Annotated in this window: 17 protein-coding genes; 4 read left to right on the plus strand and 13 right to left on the minus strand. The window is 52.2% G+C overall.

Translation table 11 applies throughout. From position 1 onward, the window contains the following. Positions 1 to 2: 2 nt before the first annotated feature. The 5 genes from L1889_RS17020 to L1889_RS17040 all read right to left on the minus strand — a co-directional run bounded on the left by L1889_RS17020 (position 3) and on the right by L1889_RS17040 (position 4803). Complete coding sequence (locus L1889_RS17020; protein WP_238666205.1) at positions 3 to 512, minus strand: TRAP transporter small permease subunit; 510 nt, start codon at positions 510 to 512, stop codon at positions 3 to 5. Positions 513 to 595: 83 nt separating this feature from the next. After that, positions 596 to 1690 carry a TRAP transporter substrate-binding protein DctP gene (gene dctP / locus L1889_RS17025; protein WP_238666206.1) on the minus strand — a complete coding sequence of 365 codons (1095 nt, stop codon included), beginning with the start codon at positions 1688 to 1690 and terminating at the stop codon, positions 596 to 598. 168 nt (positions 1691 to 1858) lie between these two features. Beyond that, positions 1859 to 2683, minus strand: a complete 825-nt coding sequence (locus tag L1889_RS17030; protein WP_238666207.1) for a sterol desaturase family protein — start codon at positions 2681 to 2683, stop codon at positions 1859 to 1861. Between the two features lie 162 nt (positions 2684 to 2845). Then, a complete protein-coding gene (locus L1889_RS17035; RefSeq protein ID WP_238666208.1) occupies positions 2846 to 4087 on the minus strand; it encodes an iron-containing alcohol dehydrogenase in 1242 nt (413 codons plus the stop codon). Beyond that, a complete protein-coding gene (locus L1889_RS17040; protein WP_238666209.1) occupies positions 4078 to 4803 on the minus strand; it encodes an alpha/beta fold hydrolase in 726 nt (241 codons plus the stop codon). The genes L1889_RS17035 and L1889_RS17040 overlap by 10 nt, the downstream gene beginning before the upstream one ends. Positions 4804 to 4984: 181 nt before the next feature. Here L1889_RS17040 and L1889_RS17045 point away from each other — a divergent pair, with 181 nt between their 5' ends. Continuing rightward, positions 4985 to 5659, plus strand: a complete 675-nt coding sequence (locus tag L1889_RS17045) for a GntR family transcriptional regulator (protein ID WP_238666210.1) — start codon at positions 4985 to 4987, stop codon at positions 5657 to 5659. A gap of 52 nt (positions 5660 to 5711) precedes the next feature. Beyond that, positions 5712 to 6482, plus strand: a complete 771-nt coding sequence (locus L1889_RS17050) for an isocitrate lyase/PEP mutase family protein (RefSeq protein WP_238666211.1) — start codon at positions 5712 to 5714, stop codon at positions 6480 to 6482. An 86-nt stretch (positions 6483 to 6568) separates the two neighbouring features. Here the strand turns inward: L1889_RS17050 and L1889_RS17055 are convergent, their stop codons facing one another. After that, positions 6569 to 8068 (minus strand): nucleobase:cation symporter-2 family protein, encoded by a 1500-nt coding sequence (locus tag L1889_RS17055; RefSeq protein ID WP_238666212.1) that lies wholly within the window; start codon positions 8066 to 8068, stop codon positions 6569 to 6571. Between the two features lie 340 nt (positions 8069 to 8408). On the opposite strand from L1889_RS17055, the gene L1889_RS17060 reads away from it, so the two are divergent. Next, a complete protein-coding gene (locus tag L1889_RS17060) occupies positions 8409 to 9164 on the plus strand; it encodes a GntR family transcriptional regulator (protein ID WP_238666213.1) in 756 nt (251 codons plus the stop codon). Positions 9165 to 9251: 87 nt separating this feature from the next. On the opposite strand, the gene glcF is transcribed toward L1889_RS17060, so the two are convergent. The 7 genes from glcF to aqpZ form a co-directional block, all read right to left on the minus strand. Then, positions 9252 to 10526 carry a glycolate oxidase subunit GlcF gene (gene glcF / locus L1889_RS17065; protein ID WP_238666214.1) on the minus strand — a complete coding sequence of 425 codons (1275 nt, stop codon included), beginning with the start codon at positions 10524 to 10526 and terminating at the stop codon, positions 9252 to 9254. Then, the gene (gene glcE, locus L1889_RS17070) at positions 10526 to 11608 is read right to left on the minus strand and encodes a glycolate oxidase subunit GlcE (RefSeq protein ID WP_238666215.1); all 1083 of its coding nucleotides are present in this window, start codon (positions 11606 to 11608) and stop codon (positions 10526 to 10528) included. Before glcE ends, glcF begins: the two co-directional genes overlap by 1 nt. A 30-nt stretch (positions 11609 to 11638) precedes the next feature. Continuing rightward, positions 11639 to 13144 (minus strand): FAD-linked oxidase C-terminal domain-containing protein, encoded by a 1506-nt coding sequence (locus L1889_RS17075; RefSeq protein WP_238666216.1) that lies wholly within the window; start codon positions 13142 to 13144, stop codon positions 11639 to 11641. 207 nt (positions 13145 to 13351) lie between these two features. Next, on the minus strand, positions 13352 to 14881 hold the full coding sequence (gene pgi / locus L1889_RS17080) for a glucose-6-phosphate isomerase (protein WP_238666347.1): 1530 nt from the start codon (positions 14879 to 14881) through the stop codon (positions 13352 to 13354). A gap of 133 nt (positions 14882 to 15014) precedes the next feature. Beyond that, positions 15015 to 15365, minus strand: coding sequence for a DUF4870 family protein (locus L1889_RS17085; protein WP_238666217.1), 351 nt, complete (start codon positions 15363 to 15365; stop codon positions 15015 to 15017). Between the two features lie 91 nt (positions 15366 to 15456). After that, on the minus strand, positions 15457 to 16608 hold the full coding sequence (locus tag L1889_RS17090; RefSeq protein WP_238666218.1) for an acyltransferase: 1152 nt from the start codon (positions 16606 to 16608) through the stop codon (positions 15457 to 15459). A 134-nt stretch (positions 16609 to 16742) separates the two neighbouring features. After that, entirely contained in the window at positions 16743 to 17435 is a 693-nt protein-coding gene (gene aqpZ / locus L1889_RS17095; protein WP_238666219.1) for an aquaporin Z, read from the minus strand. Between the two features lie 193 nt (positions 17436 to 17628). Between aqpZ and L1889_RS18615 the strand changes: the two genes are divergently transcribed. Further along, complete coding sequence (locus tag L1889_RS18615) at positions 17629 to 17763, plus strand: hypothetical protein (protein WP_257794033.1); 135 nt, start codon at positions 17629 to 17631, stop codon at positions 17761 to 17763. The last annotated feature ends 72 nt before the right edge of the window (positions 17764 to 17835 follow it).

The following is a 17835-nucleotide window of genomic DNA, read 5'->3' on the forward strand; positions in this document are numbered from 1 at the left end:
GATTAGGCCGCCTTAGTTTTTGGGTGGAAAATGATGATCAGCGCTTTAAGAATCTCGGCAAACACTTGCAAGCCCAGCAAAATAAAGCTGATGACAAAGACGGCGCGATAAGGCCATACACGAGGGTTCCATGACGACTGACCGGTGGTCTCGTTGATATCCCAGGCGTAGTAGGCGTATTCCCATAAGCCATAGCTTAGCCACGCCAGGCATGGCAGCAGCAATACATAGAAAAAAGCCATGATTGCGGCGCGGCTACGCTCCGATAGCGCGCCAGAGACCAGGTCAACTTTGACGTGCTGGCCTTCTCTTAAGGTATAGGCAGAACCCAGCAAAAAGTGTGCGCCCATCACCATATAACCCACTTCGAATGCCCAGGCGGTAGGTGTATGAAGCACGTAGCGGGCGAAAACTTCGTAGGCGGTGGCAATAATAAGGGGTATGAGCAATAAGGCAGCGATAATTCCGGTCGCGCCAGTTAAGCGTTCAATCAAACGAATGATCGTATGCATAAGTGTGGTTTCCATTTACATGGCACGAAGCAAGCGCAAGGCTCGCATCGTGCCTAAGTGTTCAAGCCGGTCTTAAACTGGCGTTATTGGATTTTTCCTGGCTCGATTAGCGTGTCGCGATAACGTTCCGCACCCGCCCAGCGCTCGCGGAATTCGCGCTGATCGTCCAGCACTCGCTTGAACCATTCGTTATTACTGGCTTGCTTGTCTGCCCACTCATCGGCAACTCGGCGCGCTGCATACTGCACTTCGGGGTCAAGCTCGATAATTTCATTTCCCCGGCTGCGATAGTATTCAAGAGCTTTGGTATCTTCGTTACCCACCTTTAAATAAGCCTCGAAGGTCACTAGCTGCGCCACTTTTTCGATCAGATTCTGATCCTCAGGGGTGAGTTTTGCCCATACTTTTTTATTGATGACCAGCTCATAGGGTGCCGTAGGCTGATGGACTCCGGGGACGATCACGTACTTGGTAACTTCAGCGAAACCGGGTGAAATGTTCTCCCATAAAGTTCCCCACTCGGTAGCATCAATGACGCCTCTCTCCAGTGCAGGGTATACGTCTCCGCCCGGAAGCATCACTGGCGAAGCTCCCAATGCTGCTGACATTTCAATCCACGCCCCAGCTGTGCGCAGTTTTAAACCTTTCATGTCTTCCAGCGTGCGCACGGGCTTTCTGGAGTGCAAGAATACTTCGGCTGGACGTATGAACAATGGCATTGAGATGACGTCGAACTCTTTGTCCCTGAATTCCCGTTGCAGTTCAATACCGCCATCAGCGTACAGCCAGTGCAACATTCGCTCTGTGTCCGGACTACCTGCATAACCGCCAAACAGTACGGTGGTGGGGTTTCTGCCCCAGTCCCAACCCATCCACATATGTCCCATGTCGGCAACACCGTTGCGTACGGTTTCGCTGATTTTTACGGCATTTCCTAAAGCCCCACCGGGGAAAACCTGTATTTCCATTCTGCCGCCGGACATCTGCTTCAGCCTCTCGGCAAAGGCTTTGGCACCTACATCCATTAGCGGCTCAGACGCCCAGCCTGTAGTCATCTTGAATTTACAAGACCCTACTTCAGGACACGCTGTATCCGAAGGGGCTGCAGTGGCGAAACTCAGTGAAGCAAGGCTAACGGCGAGCGTACTCAGAAGCTGAGGAATGCGCATTTTTTTCATGGTCTGTCTCCTTGTTGGCTAGTCTTGGTGAGCCATTATTAGGTTTTGATTTTGTAATACGGTATGGATCGGAAACGGTACGAGTCCAGGTAGAGCTGATCTAAGAGTTGAGTGTTGAAGAGTAGGCTGTCACTGCCCGCCCTGAAAGCAGGAAGGGCAGAAGACGAGCTACCCGTTTACGGTTTTTTGCTCCTCGGGCGACAGCAACGGGCCATCCAGTGTCACTCTGGAGTCGTCATTGCGGAAACGAGCAATAATGGGTTTAAGTTCAGGCTTGATGTGTTCTTCGCTATAGCCATTAAACAGGTGGCCAAAGAAACCGCGTTTAAGGTCTGAGGTACCCATCAGCCAGTCGGAAATAGGAAAGGTCAGGTTCATGTTGTAGCGCATCATGATCCCCTGGTTATGGTGAGCAGTGTGATGGCGGCGAATGGTGTTGATAAAGGGAATGTTTCTTACGAACCAGTTCTCCGGTACATGGCAACAATAGTGGAAGGTTTCGTAAATTACGTAATGACCTACCATCACCATGAATACGATATAGCCGGCATTCGCATTAATAAGCAGACTTGTCAGATAGCCCAGCGGTGCTCCCACTGCGCCCAAGGTAACCAGTACACGCCAGGGGAAAAACACGATACGAAACTCTTTGCTGGTGTCGATCGTATATTCGTTATCGGTGAAGTACTGGTGATGCTCGCGAGTGTGGCGCTCGTAGATTTGGCGAAGCCCGAATACATCGATTCGTCTGTGCATCACTTTTGAATGCATAAACCATTCAACCAGGTTACCCGCTATAAAGACCGGAATGGCAATCAGCCATTCCCAGCCCACATTGTTCAGTTGCATAAAGCAATAGGTCAGCGTGGCAATACCAACCGCGTACATCACGATGACGTGTATCAGCCCGTTATAGGCGGGGCTGATGTTTGCTTTGTAGTTTTCTCTGAATTTCCGTTGCCGCTCGGACATCGGCCTAATTTCCATAGCCATGATTGTGTCTCCTCATGCTAGTTGTATTCATCTAATATATAAGATGTATGTCGATAAAAAAATGGGGCAAACCCCAAGCTGTGCACTTTAAACCTCAAATATCAGCCTCCAGAGCCGAGATTTAGGTTTATGCCGCGATTTAATTGAAGATCATAGAGATATTTACTTTTTAGGGTCCGATGCCAGCCGTCCATGCCAGGCGTTCAATATGATTTTTTGATAGGCCTGATGCTTGTCGGCCACTGGAAACGCATCAAACAGGCGCCTTACCTGAACGGCATCAGCCAGCAACGTATCGAGCTGATCAAAATGGATGCCAAAATCAGCCAGATTGGTCGGAATATCCAGGTGGCGAACAATGTCACGTACTCGTTTTGACACTTCAAGGACCACCGTTTCAGGTGTGCCTCGAAGTCCGAGCAATTCAGCTATTTGCAGTAAATCATCACTGCGTGTTTCGATCAGGGCATCAAGCACATAAGGCAGCATGACTGCATTGGTGCTGCCGTGGCTTTTATGAGTCAAGCCGGCTACCGCGTAGGCAATGCCGTGTACGGCATTGAGCCCTGAGCTGCCGTAAGAAAGCGCTGCATAGTAGCTGGCATACGCCATGCCTACTCTGGCTTCTTGATTTGCACCATCTTCATAAACCGCTTCCAGATAACGTCCGCAAAGCGCAATGGCTTCTTTGGCGTAAATCTTGCTCAGGTGATGGCGACCGCTATAACCTGGATCGGGGTCAGTCCCACGGGCGAATAAAAATGAATCCTCAGTAATAAAGGACTCGATAGCATGGGTCAGGGCATCAATCCCCGCGTCACCAGTAACCCGCTTGGGACAATAAAAGGTGTATTCCGGATCGATGACGGCAATTTTTGGCCGTAATGAGTTGTCCATGACAGCCACTTTCGTCGCATTCGCGGCATCCACCAAAATTGTGCCCGGCGTAGCTTCTGAGCCGGTTCCGGCTGTAGTGGGAATAGCGATTAAATCAATGGCGTCGAAGGGTTTGGCAGTGTCGTGCACATAGCTGCTGATAGGACGGCCGCTTTTTAGCGTTAGGCAGAGTGCTTTAGCCAGGTCAATGTTACTGCCGCCGCCCAGTGCAACGATGTGATCGATTCCGGCCAACTGGGCTTGGAGTTCGGCTGTAGCCGAATCGCAAAGAGCGGTGGTGGGGTCAGCGTGGCCTTTGTCGTAGACCACGGTTTCCAAGCCGGCGCTCTGTGCATCTTTTAGATAATCGTCAACCCAGTTGGAGTCTTGGCTGAAAAAAGTATCTGTAACCAGCAGGCCTTTGCGATAGCCCAGATGCGCCAAGAGCGGGCCTAAGCGGTGCCTGACACCTATTCCCATCAGGGTGCGTGGTGGGGCACAGAAAAATATATCGTCTTTTAATTGCATACGTTGTCTCCATGAGATTTTAGTTCTTGAATAAACTCGCGCACCGCAGTGGCTATGAGAACGGGGTGGGTACGTAGTACAGAATGACCTCCATCGGCGATAGGCAGGAGCGTGGAGTCCGGAATCTGTTTTTGTAAACGAAGGCCGTGATCAAAAGGACAGTCTTCGTCCTGCTCGCCATGAATAACCAGACAAGGAGGCCTGATATGGGAAAGGCTGCTTTCATGATTACTTGATTTGATTGCCGACCACAGTGCAGCGACAGCGCCAGGATGTGCTGTCTCGCTGAGTTTCAGGCGTTGCTCGCGTTCGGCAATTTCAGCTTCCAGCAGGACGGGATCTGTTTGCTTAAACCAACTACATGTGTTCAGGGCAGGGCTGCCGGATATCAGCACGATGCCGCCGACAGGCGTCTGGTCGTATCGGGTCAGATACTCAAGAATGACTGAGACTCCCAGGCTCCAGCCCACCAAGATGAAGCCAGGTGACGCGGTTTTCTGAAGAACAGAATTCAGCTCGCTGGCGAAGCCCTTTAGATTTAAGGCCGGCGCACAGTAGCCGTCCCGACGTCTCCCGCGGCCGTCAAAGTTGGGCATCACGCACCTATAGTCCTGATTCAAGTCGCACTCTATTTCGGACCATGCCAGGCGAGTGCCTTGTATCCCATGCAATAGCAGCACGTCTACGCCTGAGCTTCCCGAGACACTAATGTCCATATTGTCTCCATTTTTATAGTAGTATATGACTGATATATAACATGGCGGTTTAGGATTTGGCAACGATGGACAGTCACTACTGTGCATGCGGTCTTCGGCGATATACTGTCAAAAGGCCTGGTCAGCGAGGCGTACTCTACCGAGTCCGTGCTTAATTTTGAGAAAATAAAAAGAGGACGAAATGTTGTCTAATCAAAAGACGTTAACTATATTTGGGACCAAGTTAAGTCTCAGCGAGCAGGCTTATCAGCGGCTTGAGGAAGCGATCGTCACCTTGGAGCTAGCCCCTGGGCTGGTCGTTTCCGAGCAATCCCTGAGTGAAATGACCCAGATAGGCCGCACCCCTATCCGCGAGGCAATTCAGCGTCTGGCACGCGAGAACCTGATTACAGTTTTGCCGCAGAGGGGGATTCTGGTTGCGGAAATGGATGTACAACAGCAATTAAAGCTAATCGAAACCCGACGTGAAATTGAGCGTCTGATTTGCCGATCGGCTGCGCGACGGGCAACGCCTGTCGAGCGAGAACAATTTGCACGCCTGGCCGGAGAGTTTAGTGCAGAGGCCGGGCAAGGTGATGGCGCCTTGTTCATGCGTAGTGACCGGGAATTCAATGAATTGTGCTTAAAGGCCGCACGCAACGAGTTTGCCGAAGGGGCCATGCGTTTAATGCACGGTTTATCACGCCGGTTCTTTTACCATAATTATCAGGGCTCGGCAGACTTGCCCCTTATTGCGCGCCAGCATGCTCAGGTGGCACGCTATATTTCAGAAGGCAACGCTGACGCGGCAGCGAGTGCATCCGACACCATGCTGGACTACATCGAAGCCTTTACCCGTGCAACTTTAGATAGTTAACCCACCCTCAAATGTTTAGCAGTACGAAAACATCTGGCAGCCGGAGATAACGATGGACACATCAGCAGAATTAACACGCCAACAGTTTCGTCAATTGCATCAACAGTCAGACATTCTTGTCTTGCCCAATCCGTGGGATCTGGGAAGCCTGCAGTATCTTGAGCAACAGGGCGCCCAAGCCGTGGCCACGACCAGTGCGGGTTTTGCTTGGACCCTGGCCAAAGAAGACTATGAAATTACCCTGGATGAGTCCCTGCATCATATCGCTGAATTAGTAGCAGCCACATCTCTTCCTGTGAATGCCGATTTCGAAACGGGCTTTGCCGTTACTGAGGCACAGCTTCGTCAGAACATTGCCCGGCTGGAGCAGACCGGAGTAGCGGCATTTTCCATTGAAGACCGTTTTGAAGACGGCTTGTATGAGCTTTCTGAAGCAGCGAGTCGTGTAAAAGCGGCAAAGCAGGCGGCCATAGAATACGGTGGCGACGACTTCATGCTGATTGCCCGATGCGAAGGCTTGTTAACAGGCAGCACCGGCCTTGAAAGCACCATCGAGCGCCTGCAGGCTTATGCACAGTCCGGGGCTGATGTGCTCTATGCGCCGGGCTTGCGCGATCTGGATGATATTGCCAAGGTAGTCCAGGCTGTCGCTCCTTTACCGCTAAATGTATTGTTATTGCAAGATGATTTAAGCGTCGAGCAGTTAGCCAGCGTTGGTGTGAAACGGGTAAGCTCAGGCTCGCGGCTCGCTGCCGCCGCCCGCTCAGCCTTCGAGCTCGCTGCTCAGGCTCTTTTGGCAACAGGACAGTTGCCGCGAAGCTAAGCTGGGATAAAGCAGCAAATAAAAAGGCCGCCATCACCTCACGCAATGGCGGCCTTTATTAATGCCTGCTTCTAACGTCGTTCGGCTCAGGCCTGGCTAGGGGCCGCGCTTTCTTCTTCCAGGCTGGTTGCTGGATTACGGTCTTCAGTTGCGCCGTTAAAGTAAACGTTCAATAAAACAGCGGCAATAGAAGTCAGCAAAATACCTGACTCAATAAGTGGGCCCAGGGCCTCAGGCATCCATTGCTTGTAATGGGGAGCGACCAGGGGAATCATGCCTACACCAATGGAAATGGCGACAATCATGGCATTGTGGCGGTTGGTAGTGTAGTTAACCTGCCCCAGAATACGAATCCCTGTAGCGGTAACCATACCGAACATCACGATTCCGGCGCCGCCCAGGACAACGGTAGGCAGCGACTCAACCAACGCCGCCATTTTGGGTAACAGGCCAAGAATAACCAGAATAATACCGGCGGCTACGCAAACAAAGCGGCTGCGGATGCCGGTCACGGCCACCAGCCCGACGTTCTGCGAGAAGCTTGAGTAGGGAAAGGTGTTGAAAACACCACCTAAAATAGTACCTACACCGTCCACACGCAGGCCAGCAGCCAGCTCACGCTGGGTAATGCGTCGGCCTGTCATGTCACTTAAGGCGAGGAACATACCCGTAGACTCAATAAGCACCACTACCATCACCAGACTCATGGTGGCAATATGCAGGAAGCTGAATTTGGGCATGCCAAAGTGAAACGGCAACACCACGTCAACCCAGGGCGCCGCAACAACCTTCTCGAAAGTCATCATGCCCAGCGTCGTAGCCACCAGGGCACCAATAATAATGCCCAGCAATACCGCAACGTTGGCCAGGAAACCCTTGCAGAATTTTGCGATGATCAAAATCGAGCCCAGCACAATGGTAGCGATACCCAGGCCTGGCAGCGATGCGTAGCGTGGATTCGGCAGGCTTGGGGCAAGATTCAGTCCTGACGGCGGGGGTGGCAATTCAGAGCCAGGTGCTGCGGCTTCCCGCACGGCTTGTAGCCAGGCGAGGTGATTGGGGTCGACCAGCGTAGGTGCAGTGGGACCTACCGGGTTACCGAAGATCCAGTTAATACCCACACGCATGAGCGTAATACCGATCATGGCAATGATCGTTCCGGTGACCACGGGCGGGAAAAAACGCAGCATACGGCTGACCATGGGGGCAATAATGACCGTAACGATACCTGCCCCGATAATCGTGCCGAACAATAGTTGCGCACCTTCGTGCCCCGGCGTGGAGTTTGCCATTGAAACCATCGGGCCAACGGCGGCAAAAGTAACGCCCATCATGACTGGCAAGCGTATTCCCAGCCACTGGGTGGCACCGAACGATTGAATGATAGTCACAATGCCGCAGATAAAAAGATCCGCAGCGATCAGCATTGAGACTTCGGCAGAACTTAGATTTAATGCACGTCCGACGATAAGAGGAACCGCCACCGCGCCAGCGTACATGACAAGTACGTGCTGCAGCCCCAGAAGGCCGAGCTTTCCGACGGGTAAAAGTTCATCGACGGGCGCGACGTGTTGATTCGTCCCCATGAGTAGCGTCTCCGTTTTTAGTAAAATTTATTAACTTTTGAGTGTGAGCTTAATGTAACGGATACGCTGCGTCTGGGTCATATGATAAAGCCGATAAATATATCGTGTAATTTCATATGTTTAGGGGTTAACCCGCCTTAAAGAGGCGCTTTTGTCCCCCTCTGAAGCTGCGCTGGGGAAAACCCTGATACAGACATCCCAGACGACAAATCGTCGGATAACGGTGCGCACGGAATAAACGTTGGGAAAACATGCTGCAGTGGGGGTAAAAAAATGACAGAAGCATAGAATTCTCCTTATAATTGGTAATACCACTTTGGCCTAACTGAATGATCAACCCATGAAACGCACTCGTCTATCGGATGAAATTGCCGAGAAAATCAAGAATCTGGTACTGGAAGGCGCGTGGGTACGCGGTCAGCGGTTGCCCGCTGAACGTGAGTTAGCCGATAGTTTTGGTGTTTCGCGTCCTTCATTGCGCGAGGCCATACGGTCTTTGGTGGCTACCGGGCTGCTGCACACACACCATGGTGGCGGCACCTATGTGGCTGAAACGGTGGGCGCCAGCTTCAGAGATCCGCTGCAACAAGTGTTGTTTAATAATCCCGATGCCCAGCGAGACCTGCTGGAGTTTCGTTATATGCTTGAAGGCACCTGTTCGTACTACGCGGCGCTACGGGCCACGGCTGCCGACCGTACGCGGTTGACTCAGGCCTTTGAAACCCTGGCCTCGTACCATGACGACCCGGTAGGCATAGAACAAAGCCAAGAGCAGTCTGCCGATGCGCATTTTCATCTGGTCATTGCCGAGGCTAGCCATAACGCGATTTTGCTGCATACCATGCGTAATACTTACGAGGTATTAGGAAGTGGCGTGCAGGTTAACTTTGCGGGCATGTACCCCGATGGTCATGGGGTACGGGGCGATCTGATGAAACAGCACCAGGCCTTATACCTGGCAATTATGGAAGGTCGGGCCGATGATGCTTCCGATGCGGCCCAGTCGCATATCCGCTTTGTGCAAGAGGTACTCCTCGAGATGAAAGCCGTACAAGAGCGCGAAGCGCGTTCACTACGCCGTGGCCTGATGCTCTAAAGCCTATAAAATAAGCCCTTAGCTGCCGATCGGACAGTTAAGGGCTTATTTTTACTGCAGTCGCGCGTCGCCGCCCTGCCAGGCAGCTTAGGCTTCTAACTTTTGAAGTGATGCACCTGTTTCGCTTTCACTGAAGATATCATCCACGACTTCAATCCAATGCTTGATCGGAATAGGCGCCTTGGCGGCTAGGTGGCCGTAGCAGCCTACGTTGGCGGTCACAATCATATCTGGCGAGCTAACTTGCAGGGCCTCTATTTTATTGGTCCGCAACTGCTCTGAGAGTTCGGGCTGCAGCACTGAGTAGGTACCCGCCGAACCGCAGCAAAGATGGCCATCACGTACGGGCACCGGTGTATGGCCGAAACGCGTCAACAAGGCAGAAATTGAGGCTTTATTGCGAAGAGCATGCTGGAAGCTGCATGGCTCTTGTACTGCAATTTTTAGCGGCGAACTGGTTTGTGGCAGCGTGCGGGCATCCACAGCCAAAAGCTCATTCTGCAAAATCAGGCTGATATCCAGGCTTAAGCCTGCGATTTTCTGTGCTTTTTCTGCATAGTCGGGATCATCGGCCAACAGGTCGGCATAGTGTTCCAGCTGAACACCACAACCGCTGGCGGTGCTGACAATAGCTTCAGCCTGATCAGATTGTATGAAGGGCCACCAGGCATCAATATTACGACGAGCGTCGGTCTTTGCACCTTCCAGATCGTTTAAATGGTGCCTGACTGCGCCACAGCAACCGGCGCGGGGAACACGCTTAAGCGTAATACCTAAGGCATCGAGTACCCGAATGGCAGCAGAGTTGGTTTGTGGCGTCAGCGAAGGTTGTACACAGCCATCCAATACCAGCATGATGCGTGCGTGCGTGCGTGTGGGCTCGGCACGACCCTTGGCCGGGCGATCAGGCAGCAGTTCTTTGAGTGACTGGGGCAGCAAGGGCTTTAATGTGTAGCCAACTGCGGCGGCACGGCTAAACACGGCGGGCCGCGCTACCATCTCCTTGAGCCCCCAGCGTTTGACACGCTCAGTTAGCGGGCGCTCGACCTTGCGTTCCATGACGCGACGGCCTACATCGACCAGTTCGCTGTACTTGACGCCAGACGGACAGGTGGTTTCACAGGCTCTGCAGGTCAGGCACCGGTCTAAATGCTGCTGGGTGATTTCACTGACCGGCTTGCCTTCGAACATCTCTTTCATCAGATAGATGCGGCCTCGTGGCCCATCAAGCTCGTCGCCTAATATCTGGTAAGTAGGGCAGGTGGCATTACAAAATCCACAGTGTACGCAGTTCGCAATGACTTCTTTGGCTTTTTCGCCCTCGGCGGTGCCGATGAACTCTTCCGATAGCACGGTTTGCATTACAAGGCTCCTGGGTAAATACGTCCAGCATTCAGAATGCCGGCTGGATCGAAAGCCGATTTAAGACGCTGCTGGATACGCAGCATGGGTGCGGCCAAGGGATGAAAAGGAGAGTCGACCGGCCCATTGCCGCGGAAAACATTGGCGGTCCCGCCTACACTGCTGGCGATCTCGCGTATTTGCGCTTCAGAGGCGTCGCTGTAGACCCAGCGCAAGGCTCCGCCCCATTCCACCATGACAGATTGCAGCGGTTTCAGTACACCACAGGTGCTGGGCACTGATAAGCGCCATAAGTGCCCAGACTTTTCGGCCTTGAACCAATCGTGCTTCTGTTCCCGGATGCTGGACCAGAATGCATCCGCAACATCAGCTTCCAGAGTGTCTCCACCTATTTTTTGTATGCCTGAATCAATGGCTTCCTGAGCTCCTGACAGACGGATATAGGCAACCTCGTCTACCCAGGTGGTGGCAGAAATAGCCAGTGGCAAGCCCGCGGATTTGTTGAACAGATCAAGTGCTTTTTCTTGAGTGAGAGCCAGGGCCAGAGTGGCAGAGGCTTCGGGAATAGGCAGAACCTTGATGGAAAGCTCGTCGATCACACCCAGACTGCCAAAGCTGCCGGCAATCAGGCGGGACACGTCGTAGCCGGCCACGTTTTTCATGACCTGTCCGCCAAACGTCAGGTGCTGTCCCTGACCATCAACAATTTTGACGCCCAGAACAAAGTCTTTTAGTGCACCAGCAGTGGCCCGTCGGGGCCCGGCCAGGCCAGAGGCTATACAGCCGGCGATGGTTGCGCCTTCGCCAAAATGAGGTGGCTCAAAGGCGAGGAACTGTTTGCGCGACGCCAGCAGCGTTTCGATTTCGCTTAAGGGCGTACCACCTTTGACGGTGATCACCAGCTCAGATGGTTCGTAATCAACAATGCCCTGATTGGCAGAGACATTCAAGATCTCGCCTTTGCAGCGCGGACCATAAAATTGCTTGCTGCCCGAACCGAGGATGTGCAGAGGAGTTTTATCATTGTGCGCCTGACGAATTCTGTCTTGCCAGTCGCTAACGATTAAATTGGTAGTGCTCATAATACAAATTCCGCTAGAAAATGGCGTCGATTAGAAACGTGGAAGCTCGGGGAAAGGCACTTCACCATGATGTACATGCATGAGACCAAACTCGGCACAGCGGTTAAGCGTAGGGATGTGCTTTCCCGGATTCAATAAACTGTCCGGATCAAATGCTTTTTTGATGTCGAAGAACTTGGTGCGTTCGCCATCGCTAAACTGCACACACATTTGATCGATCTTTTCAACGCCCACGCCATGTTCGCCAGTGATCGTTCCACCCAGGGCTACAGACAGCTCTAGAATGTCGCCGCCAAATGCCATGGCGCGGTCTTTTTCATCAGGGATGCTGCCATCGAAAAGGATCAGAGGATGCAGGTTTCCGTCGCCGGCGTGGAAGACGTTCAGGCAACGCAAGCCATGCTTGACCTCGAAGTCTTTGATGGTGGTCAACATTTCAGCGAGGCGCTTGCGCGGTATTGTGCCATCCATGCAGATGTAGTCGGGCGAGACGCGGCCCGCTGCGGGAAAGGCCGCCTTACGACCCGCCCAGAACAGTGCACGCTCTTCTTCGGACTGCGACACGCGGATCTCTGTTGCGCCGCTTTCAACCAGAACGGCTTTCATTTTCTTGATTTCTGCCGCAACCTCTTCGGGAGTTCCGTCGGATTCGCATAGCAGAATAGCTTTGGCGTCTAGCGGGTAACCGGCATTGACAAAGGCTTCGACGGCTACGGTAGCGGGTTGATCCATCATTTCCAGGCCAGCAGGGATAATACCTGCGGCAATGACAGCGGCGACGGCGTCGCAGGCTTTGGCCACATCATCAAAGCTTGCCAGAATACATTGTGCTAGCTGCGGAGTTGGCGTCAGCTTGACGGTAACTTCGGTGACGACGGCCAGCATGCCTTCTGAGCCGGTGAGCAGTGACAACATGTCAAAGCCCGGTGTATCAAGGGCATGGCTGCCGATCTGGATGATGTCGCCATCGATGGTAACTGCACGCAAATGCAGGAGGTTATGAATAGTCAGCCCGTATTTCAGGCAGTGAACGCCACCCGCATTTTCGGCAACGTTGCCGCCGATGCTACAGGCAATTTGGGATGAAGGGTCAGGCGCATAGTACAGGCCGTGCGGATGCGCTACCTGCGAAATTGTAATGTTACGCACGCCTGGCTGCACAGTGGCCGTACGCGCGTAGGGATCGACCTTAAGCACCTGACTGAGCTTGGCTAGCGAAAGCAACACACCTTGAGGGTGCGGCATGGCACCACCGGATAAACCGGTACCCGCACCGCGAGCCACAATAGGCACATTACGCTCGGCACAGATTTTGATGGCGCGTACAACCTCGGCTTCGTTTGCCGGCATTACCACCAATAATGGTTTTTGACGTAATAATGTAAAACCATCGCACTCGTAAGGCTTCAACTGTTCATTGGTATGCAGTACGGCTTCGGGCGAGGTGGCTTGCTGAAGGGCAGCAATCAACGCAGGACGATCAGTCGTACCGAAATCGTATTCAGCGTAGAGCTCGTGTTGATGAGTTTCAGACATGTCTTAGCCTTTGCGGAGTCAAGAAGCGCGATATACGGCCTAAATAAGCCGCGTGTATTCACGCTTATAAACAGTATTTATGTAAAAACACCCGATAAATTAATGGCTTAGGGGTATTTTAAATCATTCGGTAAAGTGGTATTACCATTAATATATCGCGAGTTGAGTTCTATGCCAAGTGGCATAAACACTTACATGCCTAAAGTATTACAGGTCTGTGAACTGATTCACCCAGTAAGCTGTCGACGCATCGTGCTTGACCTGTGCAGCTTGGGAATGCTGCAACTCGTTCAAAATACCTGCCGCCAGCACCTTGCCATATTCAACACCCCATTGATCAAAGGGGTTAATGCCCCAGATCAGACCTTGCACAAACACTTTGTGCTCGTAGAGTGCCAGCAAGGCCCCCAGCGTATAGGGCGTAAGGCGTGGCAACACAATAAGCGTATTGGGACGCCCGCCCTTATGGACGCGGTGCTTGGCTAACCATTCAGCGCGACCGGGTTCTACGCCGCTATCCAGGCATTCTTGCAGGGCCTGACCATAGTTTTTTCCGCGGAGCAGGGCTTCGCGTTGGGCCAGGCAGTGCGCCAGCAAGGTTTGGTGATGGCTGCGCCATTTATGGTCGGCATGTTGACACACAATAAAATCCACTGGAGCGCCGTCACTGCCCTGATGCAGCCACTGGAAAAAGGTATGCTGGGCATCGGTGCCTGGCATGCCCCACACGGCGGGGCCGGTGGCAACGCTGACCGGTTCGCCATTCAGATCTACTGATTTACCCAGTGACTCCATGTCGAGCTGCTGAATATAAGACACGATATTGCCCAGGCGGAAATCGTAGGGAGCGATATTTAACGAACCATAACCAAGAACACTACGATTAATGACTCCCGACAAGGCCATCTGTACTGGTGCATTGCTATGCAAGGGAGTTTCGGCAAAGTGCGTATCCATGGCTGCTGCGCCTGCCAGCATACCGGCGACCACATCACTGCTGACCACCATGGCGATGGTCAGGTTAACGGTTGACCACAACGAAAAACGGCCGCCCACCCAATCCCAGAACTTGAAAATATTGCTCTCTGGCACGCCCCACTTTTTCGCGGTTTCGACACGGGCAGTGATGGCCACGACCTGCTCATAGGGATCGGGCACATTGGCGGCCTGAAGCCACTCAATAGCGCGTTTGGCGTTTTCCAGCGTTTCAACCGTGGTAAAGGATTTACTTGCTACCACGATTAAGGTGTCGTGAGGATTCAGGTCGGCCAAGGCACCTTCAATGGCGTGACCGTCGATGTTGGCGACAAAGCGTACATTGCGCCATACCTTCCTGTAGCCAAAGGCGTTTACGCTAAGACGTACGCCCCAATCGCTGCCCCCAATTCCAATATGCACAATGTTGCGCCACCTACGAGACGCATCAGCATTACGGATAAAGTCGTTGAGACGTTCGCGTTCGGCAGTGATTTCAGCATTGGGTGCGGGTGCCCGCAAGGCGGTGTGCCAGGCGGCACGGTCTTCAGTCGGATTGCAAATGCCGCCGGTCAGCAAGGCTTCTCGTGCAGCAGTGAAGTTGCGGGCGCTCAGCAGCTGTTCGGCGGCGCTTTCAAGTTCAGGAGAATAGCGCTGCCCGCTGACATCAACATGTAAACCGGCGGCAGGAAAACTGCGTACGCTTTTTAAACAGACATCGGCACTGCTGGCAGCTGTGGAGAATGCCTGCCACTCTGGCATTTGCTCTAGGGGAGGAAGGTGAAAATGCAAAGTAGATCCTGATAAAAACGACAATAGTGCGCCTGGCAAGGCCGATGCTTATAGATAAGAAAGGGGGATTCCCCTTAAAAGCAGCAGTTTAGCGCTTGTATGCTTAGTGATACATAGGCTTTTCGTCGTTAAGGTTCAATACGCCCTTAACCAGTCTATACACTAACCAGATGGCGGCGGCAGCCCAGATGATGAAGCCAACCAGAATAGGCATGGTTATAAAGCCAATAACGCACCATAAAACGCCGTACCAGAAGGTACGGATTTGCCAGCGAAAGTGTGAAGCCAAAAAGGTGCCCTGAACTTCCTCGCGCTTAATATAGTTAATAATAATAGCGGCGATAGCAGTAATGCCGGCAAACACACTTAAGGCATATAAGATATAAATTATGAGGGTCAGCTGTGTCAGCTTGTTGATGGGCTTCTCGGTAATAATCACCGTATTGTTATCCATAATCAGTGCCTTTGTGATTGCTCTATCTGAAACCATAGCGGTAGACAGCATTTTGCGCTGGATCCGGCGATGGCAACAGCTTTGTTTTACTCTAAATAATTCCGCGTAACCAACTGGCACGGCGGACGATCAGTATAACCGCAGCAGATACGATAAATACCACCAGACTAAAGATTGGAATGCTAAGCCAGGGAGCCGGAAGCAGCTCGCCGTTAATCCACCTGGTATGCAAGATCTCGAGCACAAACACATGAATACCGTAAATGCCCAAGGTCGCGCCGCTTAATTGCTGCAGCCACTTGGTGGGTGTTTTCTGAAAATATTGTCCTATGCGGGTCAGCAAAACAAACAGGCTAATCCCCGCGGCCATCACGAATGGCGACTGAAATGAATACATCAGCGTGTTGGGAACACCACTTGATGTACTTAGTGCGTAAGTGCTTATCGCAGTCAATGCACTGGATAATATAAAGAGCAGCAGGAATCCAATGCGTTGGCGCTGCAGTCGGCCCAGCAAATCAGCAATTACCGCACCAAGAAACACATAACCGATCAACCCTGCAAAAAAACTAAACTGGTAAATGTCGACCAGCGGACTCGGAGGCTCTTGCGCACTTTCAGCCAATTGCCAGGTAGAAGCCACCGCCCATAAAAGTAAAAAGGCATAACGTTCCGATAATGTGGCGTGCAAATAAATTTTACGCAAAAAGGGAATCGCCGCATAAATGCCCAGCAGCGCGTACAAATACCAAAGGTGATGCGCAGTGGGACCTTCCAAAATAGTAAGAGGCCAGCGATACCATTCAATGCTTAATGTGCCTTGCCAATGGCGCCAGGACAGATAAGAGAAAGACCAGAAAAGAAAAGGCGGCACCACCCGGCTAAAGCGGCGCGTAAAAAACGACCATAGTCCTTCTTCTTTGCGCAGCAAGAGAGCACCCGTAATCATCAGGAATAGCGGCACACAACTGCGCAACACCGAGTCATACACATTGCTCGCCCACCAGCCCGGAATAAAATCATGAAAGCCGACAGCGGCCACGTGCAGAAAAATCACCATAAAACAGGCCACGACACGCAGTACATTCAGCCCGGCACTATCAGCATCGCTTAATGGAATTACAGCTGCGGCCTGCCGGCGGGTTGAAGGTGAAACATGACTGGCCCCGGCTACATCGGTATTTGAAAAATACTGAGAGTTGGCAACGGTGCTTCGATAAAGATTTTGTTGTTTAGATCCCATGCCCTTAACGCTAACAAAGAGCTGCGTCTAACAAGCTACGAAATGCTAACAGTCATTGGGATTGGTTTCAGCCACATATCCAATCTGGAAAATGCGGCTTTGTACTGCAGCATAACGAACTAGCACATCAACGTTTAGCGCTTGTCAAAGCAGCGATAAATAAGCGCTCCGATAGCCGCCCCGACTAATGGCGCAACCCAAAACAGCCAAAGTTGCGACAAGGCCCAGTCGCCCACAAAAACCGCTGGACCGGTACTGCGAGCAGGGTTTACCGACGTATTGGTAATAGGAATACTGATCAGGTGAATCAAGGTCAGGGCCAGACCAATCGCCAGCGGAGCAAAACCTGCGGGTGCGCGTGAGTCGGTTGCGCCCATAATGACAATGATGAAAACCGCAGTAAGCAGGATTTCAATCAGTAGCGCTGAGAGCATCGAATAGCCACCGGGCGAGTGCTCGCCATAGCCGTTTGACGCCAACCCGCCAGCCAGGCTGAAGTCAGCATTACCGCTGGCGATTAGGTACAGCATGCCACCAGCAACGATCCCACCCAGAACCTGTGCTCCGATATAAGCGGGCAGTTCGGCAGCGGGGAAGCGCCCTCCAACCACCAAGCCTACAGAAACAGCAGGATTAAAGTGTCCACCAGAAATATGGCCCAGGGCGTAAGCCATTGTCACCACTGTTAAACCAAAGGCCAGCGCCACCCCTGCGAAACCAATACCCAGGACAGGAAAGCCCGCTGCAAAGACAGCAGCTCCGCAACCACCAAATACCAGCCAAAATGTACCAATAAATTCAGCAAATGAGCGTTTGTACAACGGCATATCCTACTCCGAAAGAAAAATAGATCTACAGCATGGTGTCCTCTGCAACCATATGGGTCGCAGAAATTTCACGCCAAGAATAGGACTATTTAAGGAGGGGTGGAGCGAAGAAATGCCTGGATTAACGATTGTTCACCGTTGGAGAAGCAGAGATGTATCTAAACGTATATGGTGCTCCTGCGCTGGAGGGGAAATGAAATCGAATGAGTTTATTGGTAACCCTAAGAATCAGACGCAAGCCGTACTGAAGCCTGGCTTACACCGCCTGAACCGCCTTCAGAAGGGCATTCGCCCGGCATACCACGCTGCTATCGCCATACAGGCATAAATAAGTGATATCTCCGATAGAACAGGAGCAGGTTTGTACTAATTGCGTGTTCTGCTGTGGCTGCTAGTCTGT

Origin of the sequence: Paenalcaligenes niemegkensis, assembly GCF_022230885.1 — a bacterium.
GTDB classification, from domain to species: Bacteria; Pseudomonadota; Gammaproteobacteria; order Burkholderiales; family Burkholderiaceae_B; genus Paenalcaligenes; species Paenalcaligenes niemegkensis.

What these genes read in the sequence shown, in the direction of transcription:
- dctP (WP_238666206.1), bottom strand. Translation starts at nt 1,690, where the DNA reads ATGAAAAAAATGCGCATTCCTCAGCTTCTGAGTACGCTCGCCGTTAGC.
- L1889_RS17085 (WP_238666217.1), bottom strand. Translation starts at nt 15,365, where the DNA reads ATGGATAACAATACGGTGATTATTACCGAGAAGCCCATCAACAAGCTG.
- L1889_RS17060 (WP_238666213.1), top strand. Translation starts at nt 8,409, where the DNA reads ATGAAACGCACTCGTCTATCGGATGAAATTGCCGAGAAAATCAAGAAT.
- pgi (WP_238666347.1), bottom strand. Translation starts at nt 14,881, where the DNA reads ATGCCAGAGTGGCAGGCATTCTCCACAGCTGCCAGCAGTGCCGATGTC.
- L1889_RS17075 (WP_238666216.1), bottom strand. Translation starts at nt 13,144, where the DNA reads ATGTCTGAAACTCATCAACACGAGCTCTACGCTGAATACGATTTCGGT.
- L1889_RS17055 (WP_238666212.1), bottom strand. Translation starts at nt 8,068, where the DNA reads ATGGGGACGAATCAACACGTCGCGCCCGTCGATGAACTTTTACCCGTC.
- glcE (WP_238666215.1), bottom strand. Translation starts at nt 11,608, where the DNA reads ATGAGCACTACCAATTTAATCGTTAGCGACTGGCAAGACAGAATTCGT.
- L1889_RS17035 (WP_238666208.1), bottom strand. Translation starts at nt 4,087, where the DNA reads ATGCAATTAAAAGACGATATATTTTTCTGTGCCCCACCACGCACCCTG.
- glcF (WP_238666214.1), bottom strand. Translation starts at nt 10,526, where the DNA reads ATGCAAACCGTGCTATCGGAAGAGTTCATCGGCACCGCCGAGGGCGAA.
- L1889_RS17090 (WP_238666218.1), bottom strand. Translation starts at nt 16,608, where the DNA reads ATGGGATCTAAACAACAAAATCTTTATCGAAGCACCGTTGCCAACTCT.
- L1889_RS17030 (WP_238666207.1), bottom strand. Translation starts at nt 2,683, where the DNA reads ATGGCTATGGAAATTAGGCCGATGTCCGAGCGGCAACGGAAATTCAGA.
- L1889_RS17050 (WP_238666211.1), top strand. Translation starts at nt 5,712, where the DNA reads ATGGACACATCAGCAGAATTAACACGCCAACAGTTTCGTCAATTGCAT.
- aqpZ (WP_238666219.1), bottom strand. Translation starts at nt 17,435, where the DNA reads ATGCCGTTGTACAAACGCTCATTTGCTGAATTTATTGGTACATTTTGG.
- L1889_RS17020 (WP_238666205.1), bottom strand. Translation starts at nt 512, where the DNA reads ATGCATACGATCATTCGTTTGATTGAACGCTTAACTGGCGCGACCGGA.
- L1889_RS17040 (WP_238666209.1), bottom strand. Translation starts at nt 4,803, where the DNA reads ATGGACATTAGTGTCTCGGGAAGCTCAGGCGTAGACGTGCTGCTATTG.
- L1889_RS18615 (WP_257794033.1), top strand. Translation starts at nt 17,629, where the DNA reads ATGAAATCGAATGAGTTTATTGGTAACCCTAAGAATCAGACGCAAGCC.
- L1889_RS17045 (WP_238666210.1), top strand. Translation starts at nt 4,985, where the DNA reads ATGTTGTCTAATCAAAAGACGTTAACTATATTTGGGACCAAGTTAAGT.